Source organism: Roseomonas sp. 18066, from assembly GCF_902706185.1.
In the GTDB taxonomy this organism is placed as follows: Bacteria; Pseudomonadota; Alphaproteobacteria; order Acetobacterales; family Acetobacteraceae; genus Pseudoroseomonas.
On sequence record NZ_CACSJM010000129.1, the window covers coordinates 1 to 17,054 of the forward strand.

Here is a 17,054-nt window from a genome sequence, read left to right on the forward strand (position 1 = left end):
GTATAAGAGACAGGGGCAGGGCGCATCGTCGGCTTCTCCGGCAATCGGCGGGGCGACAGGCAATCAGTCGAGCTTGACGCGGATGGTGCGCGGCTCGACCCCCGGCCCGTCGCGATGGGCGAAGCACAGCTCGGCCGCCAGCACCTTCTCCAGCGCCTGCTCCTGCAGCAGGGGCGGGTCCAGCAAGGCAACGTGCAGCCCGGTCCCGCCGGGATGCTCCAGCAGGGCGGTGCCGTAATGCCCCTCCATCACCAGGGCCGGCGCCGGTTCGGGGCGCAGCGTCAGGACGGGGGCGGGGCCGCGTTCGGAGAGGCGCTCGGCCAGGCCCAGCGGCTCGACCAGCTCGCGCGGCGGCGCCGCGGCGCGGGCCTGCTGCAGCTTGCGGTTCTGCCGCAGCGACTGGTCCAGCTTGGCGGCGATGTCCTCGGCCTGGCGCGAGGCGGCGTTCAGCTCCTGCGCCACGCGGCGGCAGGCGTTGATCTTGCTGTCCACCTCGGCGATGCCGTCGCGCACCTTCTGCACGATGCCGCCGGCCGAGGCGTCGAGCCGGCGCGAGGCCTCGTCGAGCTGGGCGATCACCGCCGCCGCCCCCTCGAGGGCCGCGCGCAGCCGCCCCATGCGGCGATACAGCAGCAGGATCCAGCCGGCCTGGGCGGCCAGCAGCAGCAGCAGCGCTGCCGTATCGAGGATCTGGGTCAGGGTCATGGCGCTTTCCTCGGCGGTTCAGCCGTCCTGGGGGGCGGGCGCGTCGCCGGGCCAGCCCTTCTCGATGACGCATTCCTCGACGCGCAGCACGACGCGCTCGTCCTTGGCGGCGATCACGGCGCGGCAGACCATCAGCCCCTGGCAGAAGACCTCGATCGGGTCCTCCTGCCGGCGGTCGAGCACCAGCACCGAGCCGGGCTGCCAGCCGGCGAGCTCGGAGAAGGGGACGGTGCGGCTCTCGACCACCGCCGTCAGCTCGACCGAGGCGCGCGGCAGCTCCTCGGCCAGATGGCTGCGCCAGATGGTGTCGCCGCCCTGCTTCTTGCCCAGCACCTCCTGGCTCAGCAGGTCGCGCACCGGCTCGAGCGAGGCATAGGGCAGCAGGAAGTCGATGAAGCCGCCGCGCCCCTCCATGGTGATCTCGGCGCGGAAGGTCAGCGCCGCGGCGGTGGGCTTGGTGATCAGCGCGTAGCTCGGCGTGATCTCGAAGCGCTCCAGCTTGAAGGAGGCGGGGCAGACCGCCTCGAAGGCGCGGCTCATGTCGTTGGTGACGATCGAGACGAACTTTTCCACGAAGGTGCGCTCGATCGGCGTGTAGGGGCGGCCCTCGATCCGCTGCAGCTCGTTGCGGCGGCCGCCGAGCAGGATGTCGACGATCGAGCCGATCAGCCGCGAATCCAGCGCCGCCAGGCAGTAGCCGTCCCATTCCTCGATGCGGATGATGCCGATCAGGGCGGGCAGCGTGATGGTGTCGAGGAAGGCGCCGACCCGCACCGGCCGGGTGCGGTCGATGACCACGTCGGCATTGTCGGCGGTGAATTTTCGCGCGCTGCTGGTCATCAGCCGGGCCAGCCGGTCGACGACGATGTCGAGCATCGGCAGCTTCTCGAAGCGCACCGCGCCGCCGACCAGCGCCTCCAGCCCGCGGCGGGGGCCCTCCTCGGCCGGGGCCTCGGGTCCGCCGAACAGGTCGTCGATGTCGCCCTGGCCCATGTCGACGCCGGCGGCGCCCCAATCGGCCATCGGGTCGTCGGCGGGCTCGCCGCCGGGCACGCCTTCGGGCGTGCCCTCGGGGATCGGCTCGTTGCTGTCGGTGCCGCTCATTCAGGCCACCACGAAGCTGGTGATCAGCACGTCGCGCACCCGGCCCGGGCCCAGCACCAGCTCGAATCGCCGGTGCAGGTCGCCGCGCAGCCGGTCCATGGCCAGCGCGCCCTCCATCTCGCCTTCCCGCAGGGTGCGAAGATACAGGACCAGGCTGTCATAGATGCGCGGGCTCAGCAGGTCGGGCTGCAGCTGGGCGGGGTCGCCATTGACCTCGACCGCCAGCTTCAGCCGCAGCTGCCGCGGCCGCCCGGCATTGGGCAGCGACAGCGTCATCTCGGGGAATTCGACGAAGCTGGGCTTGCCCGGCATCGCCGCGGCGGCCGGGCCTGGCGCCGCCTCGGCCTCGGCCGGGTGGCCGGCGCCGAGCAGCGCCTGCACCGCCGGCACGTAGAACCAGGCGCCGGCCCCGGCGCCGGCCAGCAGCAGGACCGGCAGCAGCAGCAGCATCAGCCGCCGCTTGCCGCCGGCCTTCCTGGCCGGCTTCTCGGGCGGTTTCGCGGTTTTTTCCGCGGTGGTCGAGGACATGGGGGAAGCATCTCCCGGCTCTGACGATTTTTCGCGCGACAAGCGGAGTGGCGGCAGATATAAACCGACGCGTTCTCGCATGCCACGCTAAAAACAACCGCGGGTCGAACTCCGCCGGCCAAGGCCGCGGAGGGTGAAAGAAAAGTTTCGCAGAAGGGTGGCCATGCGCCGCCCGGCGCTGCCGAAGCAGCCGCCGCCAGCATGGGGCGATAGAAGGTCGATGCAGCAAGTCAGGACCCTGGGACCCGGCTTCGATCTGGGGGGTTTGGGCGGCAGCCTGGCGCGGCTCGGGCCGGCGCGGCTGGCCAGCCTCGCCGCCGTGGCGCTGGCCGCGCTGGTGGCGGTGGTGCTGGTGGCGCGCTCGGCCAATGCGCCGACCGGGCTGCTCTATGCCGGGCTGGAGCCGGCCGATGCCGGCCGCATGGCCACCCGGCTGGAAGAATTGAAGATCCCGGTCGAGGCGCGCGGCGACGGCAGCATCTTCGTCCCCCCCGACCAGGTCGCCCGGCTGCGCATGCAGCTGGCCGCCGAGGGGCTGCCGCGCCAGGGCGGCGCCGGCTACGAGCTGCTCGACCAGGCCAGCCCGATGCAGATGACCTCCTTCATGCAGCGGGTGCAGCGGCTGCGCGCGCTGGAAGGCGAGCTGGCGCGGACCATCGTCACCCTGCAGGGGGTGCGCGCCGCCCGCGTCCATATCGTGCTGCCCGAGCGCGAGAGTTTTTCGCGTGACGCGCCATCCCCCACCGCCTCGGTCACCGTGACCACGGCGGCCGGGCAGCGGCTGGGCCAGGCCTCGGCCCAGGCGATCCGCCTGCTGGTCGCCGGCGCCGTGCCGCGGCTGCGGCAGGAGGATGTCTCGGTGATGGACAGCGCCGGCGTGGTGCTGGCCGCCGATGGCGGCATGGCCGCCGCCGCCGGCCGGCTGGGCGAGATCCGCGCGGCGCAGGAGCAGGCGTTGCAGCGCGCCGTGCTGGACCTGCTGGAGCCGATCGTCGGCCGCGGCAAGGTGCGCGCCGTGGCCGCCGTCGAGATCGAGGGCGCCCGCATGGTGGCCCGCGCCGAGACCTATGACCCGCTCGGCCAGGTCGAGCGCGGCCGCCAGCTGCAGACCGAGCAGGAGAACACCGAGGATGGCCGCGGCCAGCAGCCGGTGACGGTCGGCCAGAACCTGCCCAACCAGCAGGCCGGCGGCAATGCCCAGCGCAGCGTCTCGGCGATCCAGCGCAACAACCAGACGGTGAATTTCGAGATCTCCTCCAAGGTCGAGGAGACGGTGCGCGAGCCCGGCGCGCTGAAGCGGCTGAGCGTCGCCGTGGTGGTCGACGGCGTCCTCGATGCCGAGGGCAAGCCGCAGCCGCGGCCGAAGGAGGAGCTGGACCGGCTGGCCGCGCTGGTGCGCTCGGCGGTCGGCTTCAGCCAGAGCCGCGGCGACACGCTGACCGTCGACACCCTGGCCTTCCTGCCGGGGGAGGCGACGGGGACGCTGGCCGAAAGCGGCGCCGGCGGCGCGGTGGTCGCCGGGCTGAACGCCAACCAGCTGGCCATGGCCGGCGGCGGCGCGCTGCTGGCGCTGGGCGCCGGCGGGCTGCTGCTGCGCCGCCGCCGCCAGCAGCAGCAGGCGGCCCTCGCCGCCGCGGTGGCCGCCGCCCAGGCCGCCGCCGCCGCCGAGGCCGCGGCCCAGGCCAACAGCATGGACGACGCGATCGCGACCGTCGGCCTCGACCTGCAGGTGCGGCTGTCCTCGCTGACCGCGCTGCACGAGATCATCGACAACCGGCCGGAGGAGGCGCTGGCCGTGGTGCGCAGCTGGATCGAGGAGGGCACGCCGGCATGACCTACCTGCGCCCCTTCCACCCGCCGGCGCTGACCGCGCTGGTCGCCGACGAGGATGGCTCGGCCGCGGCGCGGCTGCGCGCCGAGGAGCGGATCCGCAGCACCGCGCTGGAATCGGGCCGGATGCGCGGGCTGGAGGAAGGCCTGGTCCGCGGCCGCGCCGAGGGCCGCGAGGCCGGGAAGGCCGAGGCCGCGAAGGAGGCCAGGGCCGAGCTCGCCCGCCGCGGCCTGCGCGGCGCCGCCGCCGCGGCCGAGGCGCTGGAGCAATTGCTGGAACGCCGCGCCGACGACCGGCGGATGCTCGATGCCGATCTGCGCGCGGCCCTCGTCGCCGGGCTGCAGGCGGTCTTCCCGGCGCTGCTGGCGCATGCCGCCGGCGGCGAGGTCGCGGCCCTGCTGGCCGAGGCGCTGACCGAGCGCGCCGGCGACACCATCACGCTGCGCGCCCATCCGGCGACGCTGGCCGAGGCGGAGAAGGACGGGTTGCCCGGCCTGGCGCAGCCGGCGCGGCTGCGGCTGCTGCCCGACCCTACCTTGCCGGAAGGCCAGGCCGAGGCCGGCTGGGCCGATGGCGGGCTGCTCTACGACCCGGCGGCGCTGCTGGCGCGGGTGCTGGCGGTGCTTGGCGCCGCCTCGCCGCGGCTGCCGCCGGAGCTCGCCGGGCCGCCATCCCCGCCGTCATCCCCGCTGGCATCCCCGGTGGCATCCCCGCTGGCATCGGCGGTCGCATCGCCGCCGCCACCATCGCCGCTGGCCGGACCACCGGCGCCCGCCGGGCCGGGCCTGACCGTCACCCTGACTCGCGACCTGCCTGCCGCGCCCCCCTTGCCTGACGCGCCCCCCTTGCCTGGACGCGCCTGAGGAGACCATGCCGTGAGCGAGAGCGTATCCCCCCCCTCCGAGAACCCGTTCCTGTCCGAGCGCCGGCCGCGCATCATGGACATCCCCGTCAATGTGCAGGTGGTGCTGGGCAACAAGCGCCTGCCGATGGCGGCGCTGTTCGACCTCAGCCGCGGCTCGGTCATCGAGTTCGACAAGAAGGTCGGCGAGCCGATCGACCTGATGGCCAATGAGCGGCTGATCGCCCGCGGCGAAATCCAGATCACCGATGACGGGCGGCTGTCGATCTCGATCACCGAGATCGTCTCCTCCTCCAGCTGAGCCCCCTTGAGACGGAGAGCCGGCAGAATGCCGCTTCCCTGCCCCCTCCTGCTGCCGCGCCGCTGGCCGCTGCTGCTGCTGGCCTTGCTCGCGCTGACCGTGCTGGCCGCCCCCGCGCTCGGCCAGAGCGTCACGCTGAACATCGGCCCGAACGACGCGCCGGCGGTGCCCAGCGGCCAGCAGAGCCTGACCACCAACGTGGTCGCGCTGATCGTCCTGACCACGCTGCTGGCGCTGGCGCCGGGGCTGCTGGTGGTGGCCACCGCCTTCACCCGCATCGTCGTGGTGCTGTCGATGCTGCGCACCGCGCTCGGCCTGCAGCAGTCGCCGCCGAATTCGGTCGTGGTCAGCCTCAGCCTGTTCCTGGCCGCCTTCGTCATGGCCCCTGTCCTGGAGCGTGCCTGGAACGACGCGGCACGGCCGCTGATGGACGGCACCATCACCGAGGAGATGGCGGCCGAGCGTGCCATCGCCCCCTTCCGCGGCTTCATGGAGGCCAATGTGCGGGAGCGCGACCTGGCGCTGTTCATCGAGATCGCCCGCTGGGAGCCGCCCGGGGCCGGCAGGGAGGCCGAGGCCCCCGCCGCCCGCAGCCCGGCGCCGCGCCCCGCGGTGCCGCTGCATATTCTCTCGGCCGCCTTCATCGTCTCCGAGCTGAACAAGGCGTTTCAGATCGGCTTCCTGCTGTTCCTGCCCTTCCTGGCGATCGATATCGCCATCAGCTCGGTGCTGATGGGCATGGGCATGATGATGCTGCCGCCGGTGGTGGTCAGCCTGCCCTTCAAGCTGATCTTTTTCGTCCTGGTCGATGGCTGGACGCTGGTCGCGGGCTCGCTGGTGCGGAGTTTCTCCACGTGAGCCAGGGCGACGACACCCCGCGGCCCGGCCAGGCGCTGGTGGCCCTGCCGGAGCAGGCGCAGCCCGCCGCCCTGGCCGAGGCGCGCCGCCGCCCCGCCTGGCGCATCCGCCGCCGCCGGGCGCTGGCCGCGGCGCTGCGCCGCGTGGCCGGCCGGGAGCTGCTGGACCTGCCGCCCGAGCCGCTGCGCGCCCGGCTGCTGGCCATCGCGGCCAGCCAGGGCGTCTTCCTGCCGCCGGGCCAGGAGGCCGACCTGTCCGAGCTCACCGCCCGGATCGAGCCCGGCACCACCCTGCCGGCCGAGCTGGTGCCGGTGCTGGCGGCGCTGCTGCAGCCGCTGTTCGGCCCGCCGGCGCCGTTGCTCCCGCCCGAGACCATCTCCTCCGAACCGCGGAGCCCCGCCCGATGAAAGCCCCCGAAGCGCGCCGCGCCGTCCGCACCCTCGACAACCGGGGCGATGCGCTCTCCGACGTCGCGGTGCTGTTCATGGCGCTCGACGAGCACCGCAGCCAGCAGCTGTTCGACAAGCTGGAGGAGCATGAGATCCGCCGGGTCAGCCGCTCCATGGCCAATCTCGGCAAGGTCGACATCGACCAGGTGGAGCGCGTCATCAACCGCTTCCGCGGCGAGGTCGGCCGCACCGGCACCGTCGTCGGCACCGCCGAGACGACGGAGCGGCTGCTGCGCCGCATGCTGCCCTCGGAAAAGGTCAGCGAGATCATGGACGAGATCCGTGGTCCCGAAGGCAAGACCATGTGGGAGAAGCTGGCCAATATCTCGCCCGAGGTGCTGGCGACCTACCTCCGCACCGAGCTGGCGCAGACCTCGGCGGTGATCCTGGCCAAGCTGCCGGCGCAGCATGCGGCCCGCGTGCTGGCGCTGCTGACGCCGGCCTCGATCGACGAGATCGTGCTGCGCATGGTGCGGATGGACAGCATCCAGAAGGGCGTGCTGCAGGATATCGAGCTGACCCTGCAGAAGGAGTTCATCACCAATCTCAGCCGCAGCTACGAGCGCGACAGCTCGCAGATCGTGGCCGAGATCATGAACCGCGCCGACAAGGGCCTGGTCGAGCAGCTGATGCGCAGCATCGAGACGCGCGAGCCCTCGGCCGCCGCGCGCATCCGCCGCATCATGTTCACCTTCGCCGATCTGATCCGTGTCGACCGCTCGACCTTCGCGACGCTGGTCGCCGAATGCCCGGCCGACAAGCTGCAGATCGCGCTGACCGCCGCCAGCCCCGAGCTGCGCGAGCTGTTCCTGTCCAGCATGTCCGAACGCGCTGCCACCATGATGCGCGACGAGATCGAGAACATGCCCGCCCAGCGCCGCAAGGCGGTGGAGGAGGCCCAGGCCGATATCATCACCATCGCCAAGCGCCTGGCCGACGAGGGGCGGATCTTCATCCTGGAGGAGGACGAGGTCGGTGACTCCTGACGTCAGAACTTTCTCTCTCCTCTGACCAGGGCCGCCCCCCGTGACCCCCGTGCGGCCCGACGACCTGGCCCAGGTGCCGCCCATCGCCGGCACCGCCCGCAACGACCTGCCGCCGCGCGACGCCGTGGCGACGCCGCCCGGCACGCTGGGCGCCGAGGCGGGCGCTGGCTATGCCGCCGCCGCCCGGGCGCTCAGCGCCGTCCCCCCGCTCGGCCGTGGCGAGATCCCCTCGGCCGACTGGACGCGCGGGCTGGATGCCGATGCGGCCACCGCCGCCGGCCTGGCGCCCCTGCTGCCCGGGGGGCCCGCCGGGCTGACCCTGCCGCTGGCGCTCGGCCTGCTGCGCCCCGATGTGCGGCGCTGGCTGGGGCCTGAGCGGCTGGCGGCGCTGGCCGCGCGGCTGGGCCTGACCGAGGCCGAGGTGGTCGCGCTCCTCGACGCGCCGCCGCCGCTGCCCTCCAGCCTCGGCGAAGCGCAGGCCTGGCATGCCCGCCACCTGCCGCTGCTGGGCCCGGCCGGCGGGCTGGTCTGGCTCGGCCTGTTCTGGCGGCCCGACCGCGGCCTGCGCGCCGGGCCGCGGCCGGTCGCGCGGCATGCGCTGGCCGCCCAGCTCAGCCTGCCGGCCACGGGGCGCATCGACCTGCGCGCCCGGCTGGAGGAGGGCCGGATGGATGCGGTGCTGGAGACCGCGCTGCCGCTGCCGCGGCTGACCGTGCTGGCCATGTCGGAGGGCTTCTCGGCGGTGCTGCACCGGCTGCGGCTGCAGGGCAGCCTGACGGTGCGGCACAGCGCTGCCGAGCGGCAGACTTGAAATGCGAAAAACGAAGGCGCTAGATGGGCGCCACTGCAGCACGGGCAGGCCAAAGGCATGAGCGCGGACGATCACCTCAAGCGCCCGATCATCATCAAGAAGCACCATGGCGACCATGACGACGAGCATGGTGGCCAGTGGAAGATCGCCTATGCCGACTTCGTCACGGCGATGATGGCCTTCTTCCTGGTGATGTGGCTGCTCTCCAGCACCACCCAGTCGCAGCGGGAGGGGATCGCGCAGTTCTTCACCGCCTCCTCGATCCTCGACATGCCCTCGGGCACCGGGGCGCTGGATGGCGGCCGCTCGGTGCTGGTGGCCGGCGACGACCGCACCGCGGCGCTGGCCCAGCAGGACGAGGGCGGCGCGCAGGGCGACAACCAGGGCGGCGAGGCGGCCGGCGACGGCACGGCCACGCCCAGCCCCTCGCAGCAGCAGCAACAGCAGGCCGACGGCGCCTCGGTCACCAGCCGCGACCCGATCGAGCGGCAGCGCTTCGACGCGCTGAAGGCCGAGCTGGAGCGCCAGGCCGCCAGCGAGGCGCTGAAGGAATTTTCCCAGAACATCCAGATCGAGATGACGCCGGAGGGGCTGCGGCTGCAGATCTTCGACCGCGATGGCGCGCCGATGTTCGCCCCCGGCAGCTTCGATCCCACGCCGCGGCTGTCGCGCATCCTGGAGGTGGTGGGCAGCGTGCTGGCCACCGTGCCGAACGAGGTGGTGGTGGCCGGCCATACCGACGGGCAGAGCTACCAGCGCGGCAATTACGGCAATTGGGAGCTGTCGGCCGACCGTGCCAACAGCGCCCGCCGCCTGCTGGAGCGGGCCCGCGTGGCCACCGGCCGCATGTACCGCGTCGAGGGCAAGGCGGCGGTCGACCCGCTGCTGGCCGAGGCGCCGAACGACGCGCGCAACCGCCGCATCGCCATCACCGTGCTGCGCAGCGACGTCGTCGCCGAGGCGCGCGCGGCCGAGGCGGCGCAGCGCCGCGCCCAGGAACCGCGGCGGTGAAACCCCGCGCTTTTTCCGGCCTGCTGGCAGAAGCCGGCGCCGGTCCCCCCGCTGCATCTGGCCTGTCCAGGCCGGGCGCCATGCCACTGACATCTGAGAGGGACCGCCGATGACGGCCATCAACGCCCTGCGCACCAGCACCTCCGGCCTGAACGCCCAGTCGACCAAGCTGGCCGGTATTTCCAACAACATCGCCAACAGCTCGACCGTCGGCTACAAGCGGGTCGACACCCAGTTCGAAAGCCTGGTGCTGGAAGGCTCCAGCCAGGGCTCCTATGCGCTGGCCGGCGTCGCGCCGCGCAACCGGCTGGAGATCAGCAAGGTCGGCCAGGTGCAGGCCACCGGCGTCGACACCGACGTCGCGGTCAATGGCAACGGCTTCCTGGTGGTCAACGAGACCGCCGAGAGCGATGGCAAGTACCTGGCCACCCGCGCCGGCTCCTTCCGCCCCGACGCCTTCGGCAACCTGCTAAACACCGCCGGCTACTACCTGCAGGGCGTCAAGCTGGGCGCCGACGGCAATCCGGTGGGCAGCCTCGGCGACAACAATGTCGACAGCCTGACCACGGTGAACATCAACAATATCAGCGTGGCCTCGGCGCCCACCACCGAGATGCGGGTCTGGATGAACCTGCCGAAGGAGCAGAGCGGCTTCGCCAATCCGCCGCCGCTGACCAATGCCTTCACCAGCAGCATCGACTACTACGATGCGACGGGCGGCACCCAGACCCTGACCTATCGCTACACGCCGGTGCTGCCGGAGCAGGATGGCGCCGCCGACACCTCGACCTGGACGCTGGAGATCTTCGACAGCGCCTCGGGCAATCTGGCGGCGACCGACATCTACGACACCACCAAGCGCATCGCCGCCGTCGGCATGCAGTTCTGGAGCAACGGGGTCAATGCCGGCACGCTGGCCGCGGTCTGGGACAGCAATGCGCAGACCGCGGGCGTCGCCCAGGTGGCGCCCGGCTTCACCACCCCCGCCGGCGCCGCGCCGCTGCTGACCGGCACGCCCAACCCGGCGACCTATGGCGCCGTGGCCAGCCTGCCCGCCTCCGATTACGGCACGCCGGACAATCTGGCGGCGGCCAATGTGCTCGGCGCCTATGACGCGGAGAAGGGCATCCTGACCGTCAAGGTCGGCGTGCAGGGCGGCTTCGCCGGCAGCGACCTGCCGATCACGCTGGGCACCTTCAACAGCTTCGAGGGCACCACGCAGCTGACCGGCGAATACCTGCCGACCAAGATCGAGAAGAACGGCTCCGCCTTCGGCCTGCTCGAGCGTGTCTCGGTGCAGGATGACGGCATGGTCGTCGCCACCTTCTCCAACGGCAAGTCGCGGCCGATCTATGCGCTGAAGCTGGCGATCTTCCCCAATGCCAACGGGTTGAACCCGGTGCGCGGCGATGCCTTCGAGATGTCGCTGGCGGCCGGCGCCGTGCGGCTGCTCGACCCCGGCAATGGCGCGGCCGGCACCACCTCGGGCGCCGCGCTGGAATCCTCCAACGTCGATATCGGCACCGAGCTGACCAATCTGATCGAGACCCAGCGCGCCTACAGCTCCAATGCCACCGTCATCCGCACCGCCGACCAGATGATGGAGGAGGCGACCAACCTGAAGCGCTGACCCGCCAGGCGCAGGAGCGTGACCGCGAGGCACCGGCCGGTGCCTCGCGCCATGCGAAAAACTATCCTAGCATCGGGCTCTGACAGGACGTCGCAGCATGAGCATCCCCGCATGAGTATCCAGGCCGCCCTTTCCAACGCGCTTTCCTCGCTCGCCGCCGAGCAGCGGCATGCGATGCTGCTCGCCAACAACATCGCCAATGCCAGCACGCCCGGCTATGTCCGCCGCGACCTGCCGCGCAGCGAGCGGCTGGTGGCGGGCATCGGCTCCGGCGTCAACACCCTGCCCAGCCTGCGCATGGGCGATGCGGGGCTGGCCGCGACCTCGCGCGCCGCGGATGCCTCGGAAGCCTTCGCCAAGACCATCCAGGCCGGGCTCGAGGCCTATAACACCACCGTCGGCCAGCCGGCCGATGCGCGCTCGCTCTCCTCCAAGCTCGGCGCCTTCCAGACGGCGATGACGGCGCTGTCCTCGGCCCCCGACAATGCGGTGTCGCAGAGCCAGGCGCTGGCCGCGGCGCAGGACCTGGTCGACACGCTGCACGATGCCGACGCGGCGGTGGGCAAGGCGCGGGCCGCTGCCGACCTTGGCATCGCGACCGATGTGACGGCGGTGAACAAGTCGCTCGACAGCCTGGCCGAGGTCGACCGGCAGATGGCGCTGGCCAGCGCCCGCGGCGCCTCGACGGCCGAATACGAGGACCGGCGCGACGTCATCCTGGCCGAGATTGCCACGAAGCTGCCGATCCGCACCTTCGACAACGGTCCGGGCAACCTGATCGTCATGACCGATGGCGGCAACACGCTCTATGACAGCACGCGGGCGCACCATCTTTCCTTCACCTCGACGCCCTTCATCGCGGCCGAGGCGCGGCATCCGACCGACCTGTCGGCGATCGCGGTGGAGGGGCAGGGGGAATTGCGCATCTCCGGCACCGGCTCGATCGCCGCCGGCTTCGAGCTGCGCGACGAGATCCTGCCGAATTTCGTCGACATGCTGGACCAGGTCGGCGCCCGCCTGCTGGACAGCTTCCAATCGGCGGATGCGACGCTGACCGGCACCCAGGCCGGGCTGTTCACCGATGCCGGCGATGCCAACTGGGACAGCAGCGGCGGCTTCGCGACCTTCACCGGCCTGTCGCGCCGCATCGCCATCAACGCCGCCGCCGACCCCGACCAGGGCGGCGTGCTGTGGAAGATCCGCACCGGCATGCAGGCGACCAGCGACGCCAATGCGGCCGACAACTCCTATGTGCTGGCGGCCCTCGACGCCATGGAGGTGGCGCGCGGCTATGACAGCGCCACCGGCCTGCCGAGCTCGATGAACCTGTCGCAGGCGGCCTCGCAGAGCATCGGGCTGATGCAGTCCGAGCGCGCCGTCTGGACCGACCGCGCCACCACCCGCAGCAACCTGGCGCTGGAGGCGCGGCAGGACCTGGCCAACAAGACCAGCGTCAATGTCGACGAGGAGCTGCAGCGGCTGCTGCTGGTGCAGCAGACCTATTCCGCCTCGGTGCAGATCATCCAGGCGGCGTCGCGCATGCTCGACGAGCTCAACCAGATCCGCTGAGGAGCAGGCGATGATTTCCGACCGCGTTTCCCCCTCCGGCATCGCCGTCGGCCGCCAGGCCGGGCTGATGCGCCTGCAGAGCAACCTGGCCATCCTGACCGCCGAGATGTCCTCCGGCCGCAAGGCGGATCCGGCGCGCGAGCTCGGCGTCGGCGCCTCGCTGCTCTACAAGCTGCATGGCGACGTGCAGCAGGGCGAGGCGATCAAGAACTCGACCAGCCTGGCCGGCGAGCGGCTGAAGACCATGCAGACCGCCATGGGCTCGATCGGCGACCTGATGGACCAGATGTCGCCGGAGATCCTGAAGGTCGACCAGCTGAAGGACAATGGCTACACCATCATCGCCAGCCACGCCAAGGAAGTGCTGGGCAGCCTGACCGACCTGCTCAACGCGCACTGGGACGGGCAGAATATCTTCGGCGGCACCGACACCTCGAAGCCGCCGGTCGCCGATTCCGCGGCGCTGGCGACCTGGGCCTCGGGCCAGTTGACCACGGCGGTGACCACCGCGGCCGCGCCGCTCGATGCGGCCCAGACGACGACCATGCTGGCCGATTTCGACGCGATGTTCGCCAATGTCCAGCGCGATGCAAGTGGAGGAACGTCCTTCTACGGGCTGGTCTATGTCTCGACCAGCCGCACCGCGATGAACGGCAGCACCGACCTGGAGAGCGACGCCAATTCCCTGGTGCGCATCGGCGCCGGCGAGACGCTGAGCTACAATGTCCGCGCCGACAACGACACCTTCAAGAACGCCTTCGAATCGCTGGCCATGCTGACGCTGCTGGACGCGCCCGACACATCCCTGTCGGAGGAGGCGCGCACCGCCATCCTGGACAAGGCCGGCGACCTGATGCGCACGGCGCGCGCCCAGCTGACCGTCGTCGCCGGCGTGCTGGGGACCAAGCAGCAGCGGCTGCAGAATGTCGCCGATATCCAGGAGCGCGCGGTCAGCGCGGCCACCGCGCAGATCAACGATCTGGAAGCCGCTGACTATTACACGGTGTCGGACCGCATCAGCCAGCTCGAGCTGCAGCTGCAGGCGACCTACAGCATCACCGCGCGCCTCGCCGATCTCAGCTTCGTCAACTACCTCTGATCGCCGAATCCCGGCCTCAGGACACGGAGAATCCGGACATGGCTTCCAGCCAGCTTCCCTTGGCCGATCCGCCCTTCGTCCCGCTGGCGCTGGAGGAGGAGGATATCGCCACCTATGCCGCCATCGCCGGGGCGCTGGGCTGCAGCACCGAGGATTGCGCCGAGGGCTTCATGATGGCGACGCCGACGGCGCGCGACGCCGCGGTGCAGCTCTGGGGCGCGGTGCAGCGGCTGCAGGAGGCGCGGCCGCTGCCGCCCGAGGCGCGGGTCACCCGCGACCTGCAGGTGCGGGAGGCGCTGGAAGCGTTGAAGTCGCTGGTCGGGCTGAACCCGGCGATGATGCCCCTGGCCTCGCTGGCGGTCGCCGGCCTGCGCTACAAGAGCTGACGGGACGCGCCGCCATGCCGCGCCGCCTTTTCTGTCATGCGAAAATCCTTGCCGTTCTGCTCGGGCTGATGCTGGCCGCGCTGCCCGCCGCCGCCCAGGTGCGGCTGAAGGACATCATCACCATCGAGGGGGTGCGGGGGAACCAGCTGGTCGGCTACGGGCTGGTGATCGGGCTGCAGGGCACCGGCGACCAGCTGCGCAACAACCCCTTCACCCTGCAGAGCCTCAGCGCCATGCTGGAGCGGATGGGCATCAACGTGGCGGACGCCCGGGTGCAGACCCGCAACACCGCCGCCGTCATCGTCACCGCCACCCTGCCGGCCTTCGCGCGGCAGGGCACGCTGATCGACGTGCAGGCCTCCTCGCTCGGCGACAGCCGCAGCCTCAATGGCGGCACGCTGATCGTCACGCCGCTGCTCGGCGCCGATGGCGAGGTCTATGCCGTGGCGCAAGGCCCGGTGGTGGTCGGCGGCTTCCAGGCCGGCGGCCAGGCGCAGAGCATCAGCAGCGGCGTCACCACCCAGGGCCGCGTGCCCAGCGGCGGCATGGTCGAGCGCGAGGTGCCGGTGGAGATGCGCAACACCGAGACGCTGCGCCTGTCGCTGCGCGCCCCCGACTTCACCACGGCGATGCGCATCGAGGAGGCGCTGAACCGCCGCTTCGGCCCCGACACCGCCGCGGCGCTGGACCTGGCGACGGTGCAGCTGCGCGTGCCCGTCGCCTTCCGCGAGCGGCTGCCGGCGCTGGTCGCGCAGATGGAAAGCCTGCCGATCACGCCGGAGACGCCGGCGCGGGTGGTGATCGACGAGCGCACCGGCACCATCGTGGTCGGCGCCCAGGTGCGCATCGACCCGGTGGCCATCACCCATGGCAATCTGGTGATCCGCGTCACCGAGACGCCGCAGGTCAGCCAGCCCAATCCGCTGTCGGGCGGCGAGACGGTGGTGGTGCCGCGCACCGATGTCGAGGTGGATGACCAGCGCGGCCGGCGGCTGGCGGTGGTGCCGCATGCCTCGACGCTGAAGGATCTGGTGGATGGGCTGAACGCGCTGGGCCTGGCGCCGCGCGACCTGATCTCCGTGCTGATGGCGCTGAAGGCCAGCGGCGCCCTGCATGCGGAGCTGCAATTCATCTGAGCATGCGGAGCTGCAGTTCATCTGATGCCGCCCCCGTTTTGGGGGCCGTGGCTCTGGTCAGCAATGGCCGGCGCTGCGGCTCCAGCCGGCATGGGCGAGCTCGCCCAGATGGTCCTCGAGGCCGGCGGCGCGCAGGGCCGCGATGCTGGCCCAGCCGCCCGGGCGGTCGACCTCGACGGCATGCAGCGCGATGCCGGCCAGCACCGCGTCATCCGGCCAGCCGCCTTCCCACAGCTCGACATGGAAGCGCGCCTGCGCCTCGCTGGGGAAGGTGGCCACGGCGTCGCGCCCGGCCGCGTTCAGCTTCGACCAGCAGGCCAGCGCGGGCGTGCGGCCGACATAGAGGCCGAGGCCCTGGTGAACCACGACATAGCCCTTGCTCGAGGTGAGCTTCATGCAGTCCTCATGACGGGGGAGGGGCGCGCGGCCCATGCGCGCAGCAGCGCCGCGCGCGACGCGGCGCGTCGGCGGCAGCCGCATCATGCCGACAATCCGGCCCCGTCAAAAGCTGAACGGTGTCTCAAAATCCCCGATCAGTTTTCGGTGCGTGGCTAGCGCAGCCCGCCGAATTGCTGCCGCGTCCACCAATCGGTCAGCAGGTCGCGGCCCACGCCCGGGCGGCGCAGATTGTCGGTATCGGCCCGCGCTTCCTGCACCGGGGCGACGATCGCCGCGCTGGGCGCGGGCAGGGCGGCGCCCGGCTGCGGCGGCGGCACCGGGGCGGCCGTCCGCGCCTCGGCCTGGCGCGGCGCCCGCATGCCCAGCGGGTCGAAGGCGCGCGCGTCGAAGCTTTGCCCGCTCAGCCCCTGGGCGGTGATCGGCGGCAGCGGCTGGCGCGCCGGCTGCGCCGCCGCTGGCAGGGCAGCGCAGGCCAGCAGGACGAGCATCAGGCCAGGGCGCATCATCGGGACGGTAACCTTCATGGATCGGGGCCGGGGGGATCGAACGGGGCGGTGGCTCGGCTGCTGCGGTGAACGGCCGGCGCCGCCCGGCGTTGCCTGGCGCCGCGGTGACGTTTCAGTTTCTGGAAAGATTTCCGGGTCCATCAGGCTTTGTTAACCGACCCCTTCCATACTCCTGCCATTCGCTGAACTGCGGAAAGCCAGCCAGAAAGGCGGAGTTGTCGCCCGATGCCTTGCGCCGCCAGGACATGGAACAATCGATGTCGCTCGGCCTCACCCTGTTGTTGAACGCCGCCGGCGCGGCGCTGGACCGGCTCTGGCTGTCGCGGCTCGGCCGCGATGCCCCGGTGGTGCTGCCGGATTACCTCGACCCCGGCCTGGTCCCGCCGCTGGAGACCGCCGGCCCCGCAGCCGAGGCCGCCACCCGCGACCAGCTGCTGGCCATCGGCGGGCAGATGCGCGCCATCGGCCTGGCGCCGCTGGCCCAGGCGGTGCTGGCGGCGCCGCTGACCGACCGCCGCCGCGCCGCCCTGCTGGCCCTGGCCGGCAGCGCCCCCTGGACCGACATGCCCGGCGGGCTGCGCCGGCGCGCCGCCGCCGATGGCGGCTGCTACCTGCTGGATTGCCGCGCCGGGCGGGGCGCCGACCATGCGCCGCATGCCGTGGCCGAGCAGCGGCAGCAGCTGTGGCACTGCCCGGTGGGTGCGGAAGGCCAGCCGGATGCCGCGCCTTGCCTCGCCCGCAGCGGCGGCGCCGATTGCCTGTCGATCGAAGCGGCGCTGCGCGACGTTGTGCTGGGCCTGCAGGCCGAGGGCCGCGCGGCCCTGGCCGAGGCCGCGGCCCGCCTCGCCGGCCGCGACAGCCGCGCCTGGCTGCCCCCCATGGT

19 protein-coding genes are annotated in these 17,054 nt (G+C 71.9%); 14 read left to right on the top strand and 5 right to left on the bottom strand.

All coding sequences use genetic code 11. From position 1 onward, the window contains the following. Positions 1 to 63: 63 nt before the first annotated feature. From GVN67_RS22130 to GVN67_RS22140, 3 genes are read right to left on the bottom strand one after another with little or no spacing between them, the layout of a single operon-like run. Positions 64 to 705 carry a hypothetical protein gene (locus tag GVN67_RS22130; RefSeq protein ID WP_159999503.1) on the bottom strand — a complete coding sequence of 214 codons (642 nt, stop codon included), beginning with the start codon at positions 703 to 705 and terminating at the stop codon, positions 64 to 66. 18 nt (positions 706 to 723) lie between these two features. After that, positions 724 to 1,809, bottom strand: a complete 1,086-nt coding sequence (locus GVN67_RS22135; protein WP_159999504.1) for a FliM/FliN family flagellar motor switch protein — start codon at positions 1,807 to 1,809, stop codon at positions 724 to 726. Continuing rightward, positions 1,810 to 2,337, bottom strand: a complete 528-nt coding sequence (locus tag GVN67_RS22140) for a flagellar basal body-associated FliL family protein (RefSeq protein ID WP_159999505.1) — start codon at positions 2,335 to 2,337, stop codon at positions 1,810 to 1,812. Between the two features lie 220 nt (positions 2,338 to 2,557). Between GVN67_RS22140 and fliF the strand changes: the two genes are divergently transcribed. The 13 genes from fliF (at position 2,558) to GVN67_RS22205 (ending at position 15,266) form a co-directional block, all read left to right on the top strand. Next, a complete protein-coding gene (fliF, locus tag GVN67_RS22145; RefSeq protein ID WP_159999506.1) occupies positions 2,558 to 4,171 on the top strand; it encodes a flagellar basal-body MS-ring/collar protein FliF in 1,614 nt (537 codons plus the stop codon). After that, the gene (locus GVN67_RS22150) at positions 4,168 to 5,031 is read left to right on the top strand and encodes a hypothetical protein (protein ID WP_159999507.1); all 864 of its coding nucleotides are present in this window, start codon (positions 4,168 to 4,170) and stop codon (positions 5,029 to 5,031) included. The genes fliF and GVN67_RS22150 overlap by 4 nt, the downstream gene beginning before the upstream one ends. Before the next feature lie 12 nt (positions 5,032 to 5,043). Further along, positions 5,044 to 5,331, top strand: coding sequence for a FliM/FliN family flagellar motor switch protein (locus tag GVN67_RS22155; RefSeq protein ID WP_235035419.1), 288 nt, complete (start codon positions 5,044 to 5,046; stop codon positions 5,329 to 5,331). Between the two features lie 27 nt (positions 5,332 to 5,358). After that, positions 5,359 to 6,189: a flagellar type III secretion system pore protein FliP gene (fliP, locus tag GVN67_RS22160; protein ID WP_200845350.1), complete on the top strand. Its 831-nt coding sequence runs from the start codon at positions 5,359 to 5,361 to the stop codon at positions 6,187 to 6,189. After that, complete coding sequence (locus GVN67_RS22165) at positions 6,186 to 6,596, top strand: hypothetical protein (RefSeq protein ID WP_159999508.1); 411 nt, start codon at positions 6,186 to 6,188, stop codon at positions 6,594 to 6,596. The genes fliP and GVN67_RS22165 overlap by 4 nt, the downstream gene beginning before the upstream one ends. Further along, on the top strand, positions 6,593 to 7,624 hold the full coding sequence (locus GVN67_RS22170) for a flagellar motor switch protein FliG (RefSeq protein ID WP_159999509.1): 1,032 nt from the start codon (positions 6,593 to 6,595) through the stop codon (positions 7,622 to 7,624). Before GVN67_RS22165 ends, GVN67_RS22170 begins: the two co-directional genes overlap by 4 nt. Positions 7,625 to 7,664: 40 nt before the next feature. Beyond that, on the top strand, positions 7,665 to 8,435 hold the full coding sequence (locus GVN67_RS22175; protein WP_159999510.1) for a hypothetical protein: 771 nt from the start codon (positions 7,665 to 7,667) through the stop codon (positions 8,433 to 8,435). A 57-nt stretch (positions 8,436 to 8,492) separates the two neighbouring features. Continuing rightward, the gene (locus GVN67_RS22180; RefSeq protein ID WP_159999511.1) at positions 8,493 to 9,446 is read left to right on the top strand and encodes a flagellar motor protein MotB; all 954 of its coding nucleotides are present in this window, start codon (positions 8,493 to 8,495) and stop codon (positions 9,444 to 9,446) included. A gap of 109 nt (positions 9,447 to 9,555) precedes the next feature. Then, the gene (locus tag GVN67_RS22185; protein WP_159999512.1) at positions 9,556 to 11,076 is read left to right on the top strand and encodes a flagellar hook protein FlgE; all 1,521 of its coding nucleotides are present in this window, start codon (positions 9,556 to 9,558) and stop codon (positions 11,074 to 11,076) included. A 111-nt stretch (positions 11,077 to 11,187) separates the two neighbouring features. Beyond that, positions 11,188 to 12,645, top strand: coding sequence for a flagellar hook-associated protein FlgK (gene flgK, locus GVN67_RS22190; protein WP_159999513.1), 1,458 nt, complete (start codon positions 11,188 to 11,190; stop codon positions 12,643 to 12,645). A gap of 10 nt (positions 12,646 to 12,655) precedes the next feature. Continuing rightward, entirely contained in the window at positions 12,656 to 13,744 is a 1,089-nt protein-coding gene (locus tag GVN67_RS22195) for a flagellin (protein ID WP_159999514.1), read from the top strand. A 38-nt stretch (positions 13,745 to 13,782) separates the two neighbouring features. Then, complete coding sequence (locus tag GVN67_RS22200; protein ID WP_159999515.1) at positions 13,783 to 14,130, top strand: polysaccharide deacetylase; 348 nt, start codon at positions 13,783 to 13,785, stop codon at positions 14,128 to 14,130. Between the two features lie 14 nt (positions 14,131 to 14,144). Further along, positions 14,145 to 15,266 (top strand): flagellar basal body P-ring protein FlgI, encoded by a 1,122-nt coding sequence (locus GVN67_RS22205; RefSeq protein WP_159999516.1) that lies wholly within the window; start codon positions 14,145 to 14,147, stop codon positions 15,264 to 15,266. Positions 15,267 to 15,323: 57 nt separating this feature from the next. Here the strand turns inward: GVN67_RS22205 and GVN67_RS22210 are convergent, their stop codons facing one another. Together GVN67_RS22210 and GVN67_RS22215 are read right to left on the bottom strand one after the other, a co-directional pair. Beyond that, positions 15,324 to 15,662: a hypothetical protein gene (locus GVN67_RS22210; RefSeq protein WP_159999517.1), complete on the bottom strand. Its 339-nt coding sequence runs from the start codon at positions 15,660 to 15,662 to the stop codon at positions 15,324 to 15,326. Positions 15,663 to 15,817: 155 nt separating this feature from the next. Further along, on the bottom strand, positions 15,818 to 16,171 hold the full coding sequence (locus GVN67_RS22215) for a hypothetical protein (protein WP_159999518.1): 354 nt from the start codon (positions 16,169 to 16,171) through the stop codon (positions 15,818 to 15,820). 215 nt (positions 16,172 to 16,386) lie between these two features. On the opposite strand from GVN67_RS22215, the gene GVN67_RS22220 reads away from it, so the two are divergent. Continuing rightward, a partial coding sequence (locus tag GVN67_RS22220) for a hypothetical protein (protein ID WP_159999519.1) occupies positions 16,387 to 17,054 on the top strand: 668 nt, incomplete at its 3' end.

Coding starts and splice junctions, on each gene's coding strand:
- GVN67_RS22130 (WP_159999503.1), bottom strand. CDS start 705: ATGACCCTGACCCAGATCCTCGATACGGCAGCGCTGCTGCTGCTGCTG.
- GVN67_RS22135 (WP_159999504.1), bottom strand. CDS start 1,809: ATGAGCGGCACCGACAGCAACGAGCCGATCCCCGAGGGCACGCCCGAA.
- GVN67_RS22140 (WP_159999505.1), bottom strand. CDS start 2,337: ATGTCCTCGACCACCGCGGAAAAAACCGCGAAACCGCCCGAGAAGCCG.
- fliF (WP_159999506.1), top strand. CDS start 2,558: ATGCAGCAAGTCAGGACCCTGGGACCCGGCTTCGATCTGGGGGGTTTG.
- GVN67_RS22150 (WP_159999507.1), top strand. CDS start 4,168: ATGACCTACCTGCGCCCCTTCCACCCGCCGGCGCTGACCGCGCTGGTC.
- fliP (WP_200845350.1), top strand. CDS start 5,359: ATGCCGCTTCCCTGCCCCCTCCTGCTGCCGCGCCGCTGGCCGCTGCTG.
- GVN67_RS22170 (WP_159999509.1), top strand. CDS start 6,593: ATGAAAGCCCCCGAAGCGCGCCGCGCCGTCCGCACCCTCGACAACCGG.
- GVN67_RS22180 (WP_159999511.1), top strand. CDS start 8,493: ATGAGCGCGGACGATCACCTCAAGCGCCCGATCATCATCAAGAAGCAC.
- GVN67_RS22185 (WP_159999512.1), top strand. CDS start 9,556: ATGACGGCCATCAACGCCCTGCGCACCAGCACCTCCGGCCTGAACGCC.
- flgK (WP_159999513.1), top strand. CDS start 11,188: ATGAGTATCCAGGCCGCCCTTTCCAACGCGCTTTCCTCGCTCGCCGCC.
- GVN67_RS22195 (WP_159999514.1), top strand. CDS start 12,656: ATGATTTCCGACCGCGTTTCCCCCTCCGGCATCGCCGTCGGCCGCCAG.
- GVN67_RS22200 (WP_159999515.1), top strand. CDS start 13,783: ATGGCTTCCAGCCAGCTTCCCTTGGCCGATCCGCCCTTCGTCCCGCTG.
- GVN67_RS22205 (WP_159999516.1), top strand. CDS start 14,145: ATGCCGCGCCGCCTTTTCTGTCATGCGAAAATCCTTGCCGTTCTGCTC.
- GVN67_RS22210 (WP_159999517.1), bottom strand. CDS start 15,662: ATGAAGCTCACCTCGAGCAAGGGCTATGTCGTGGTTCACCAGGGCCTC.
- GVN67_RS22215 (WP_159999518.1), bottom strand. CDS start 16,171: ATGATGCGCCCTGGCCTGATGCTCGTCCTGCTGGCCTGCGCTGCCCTG.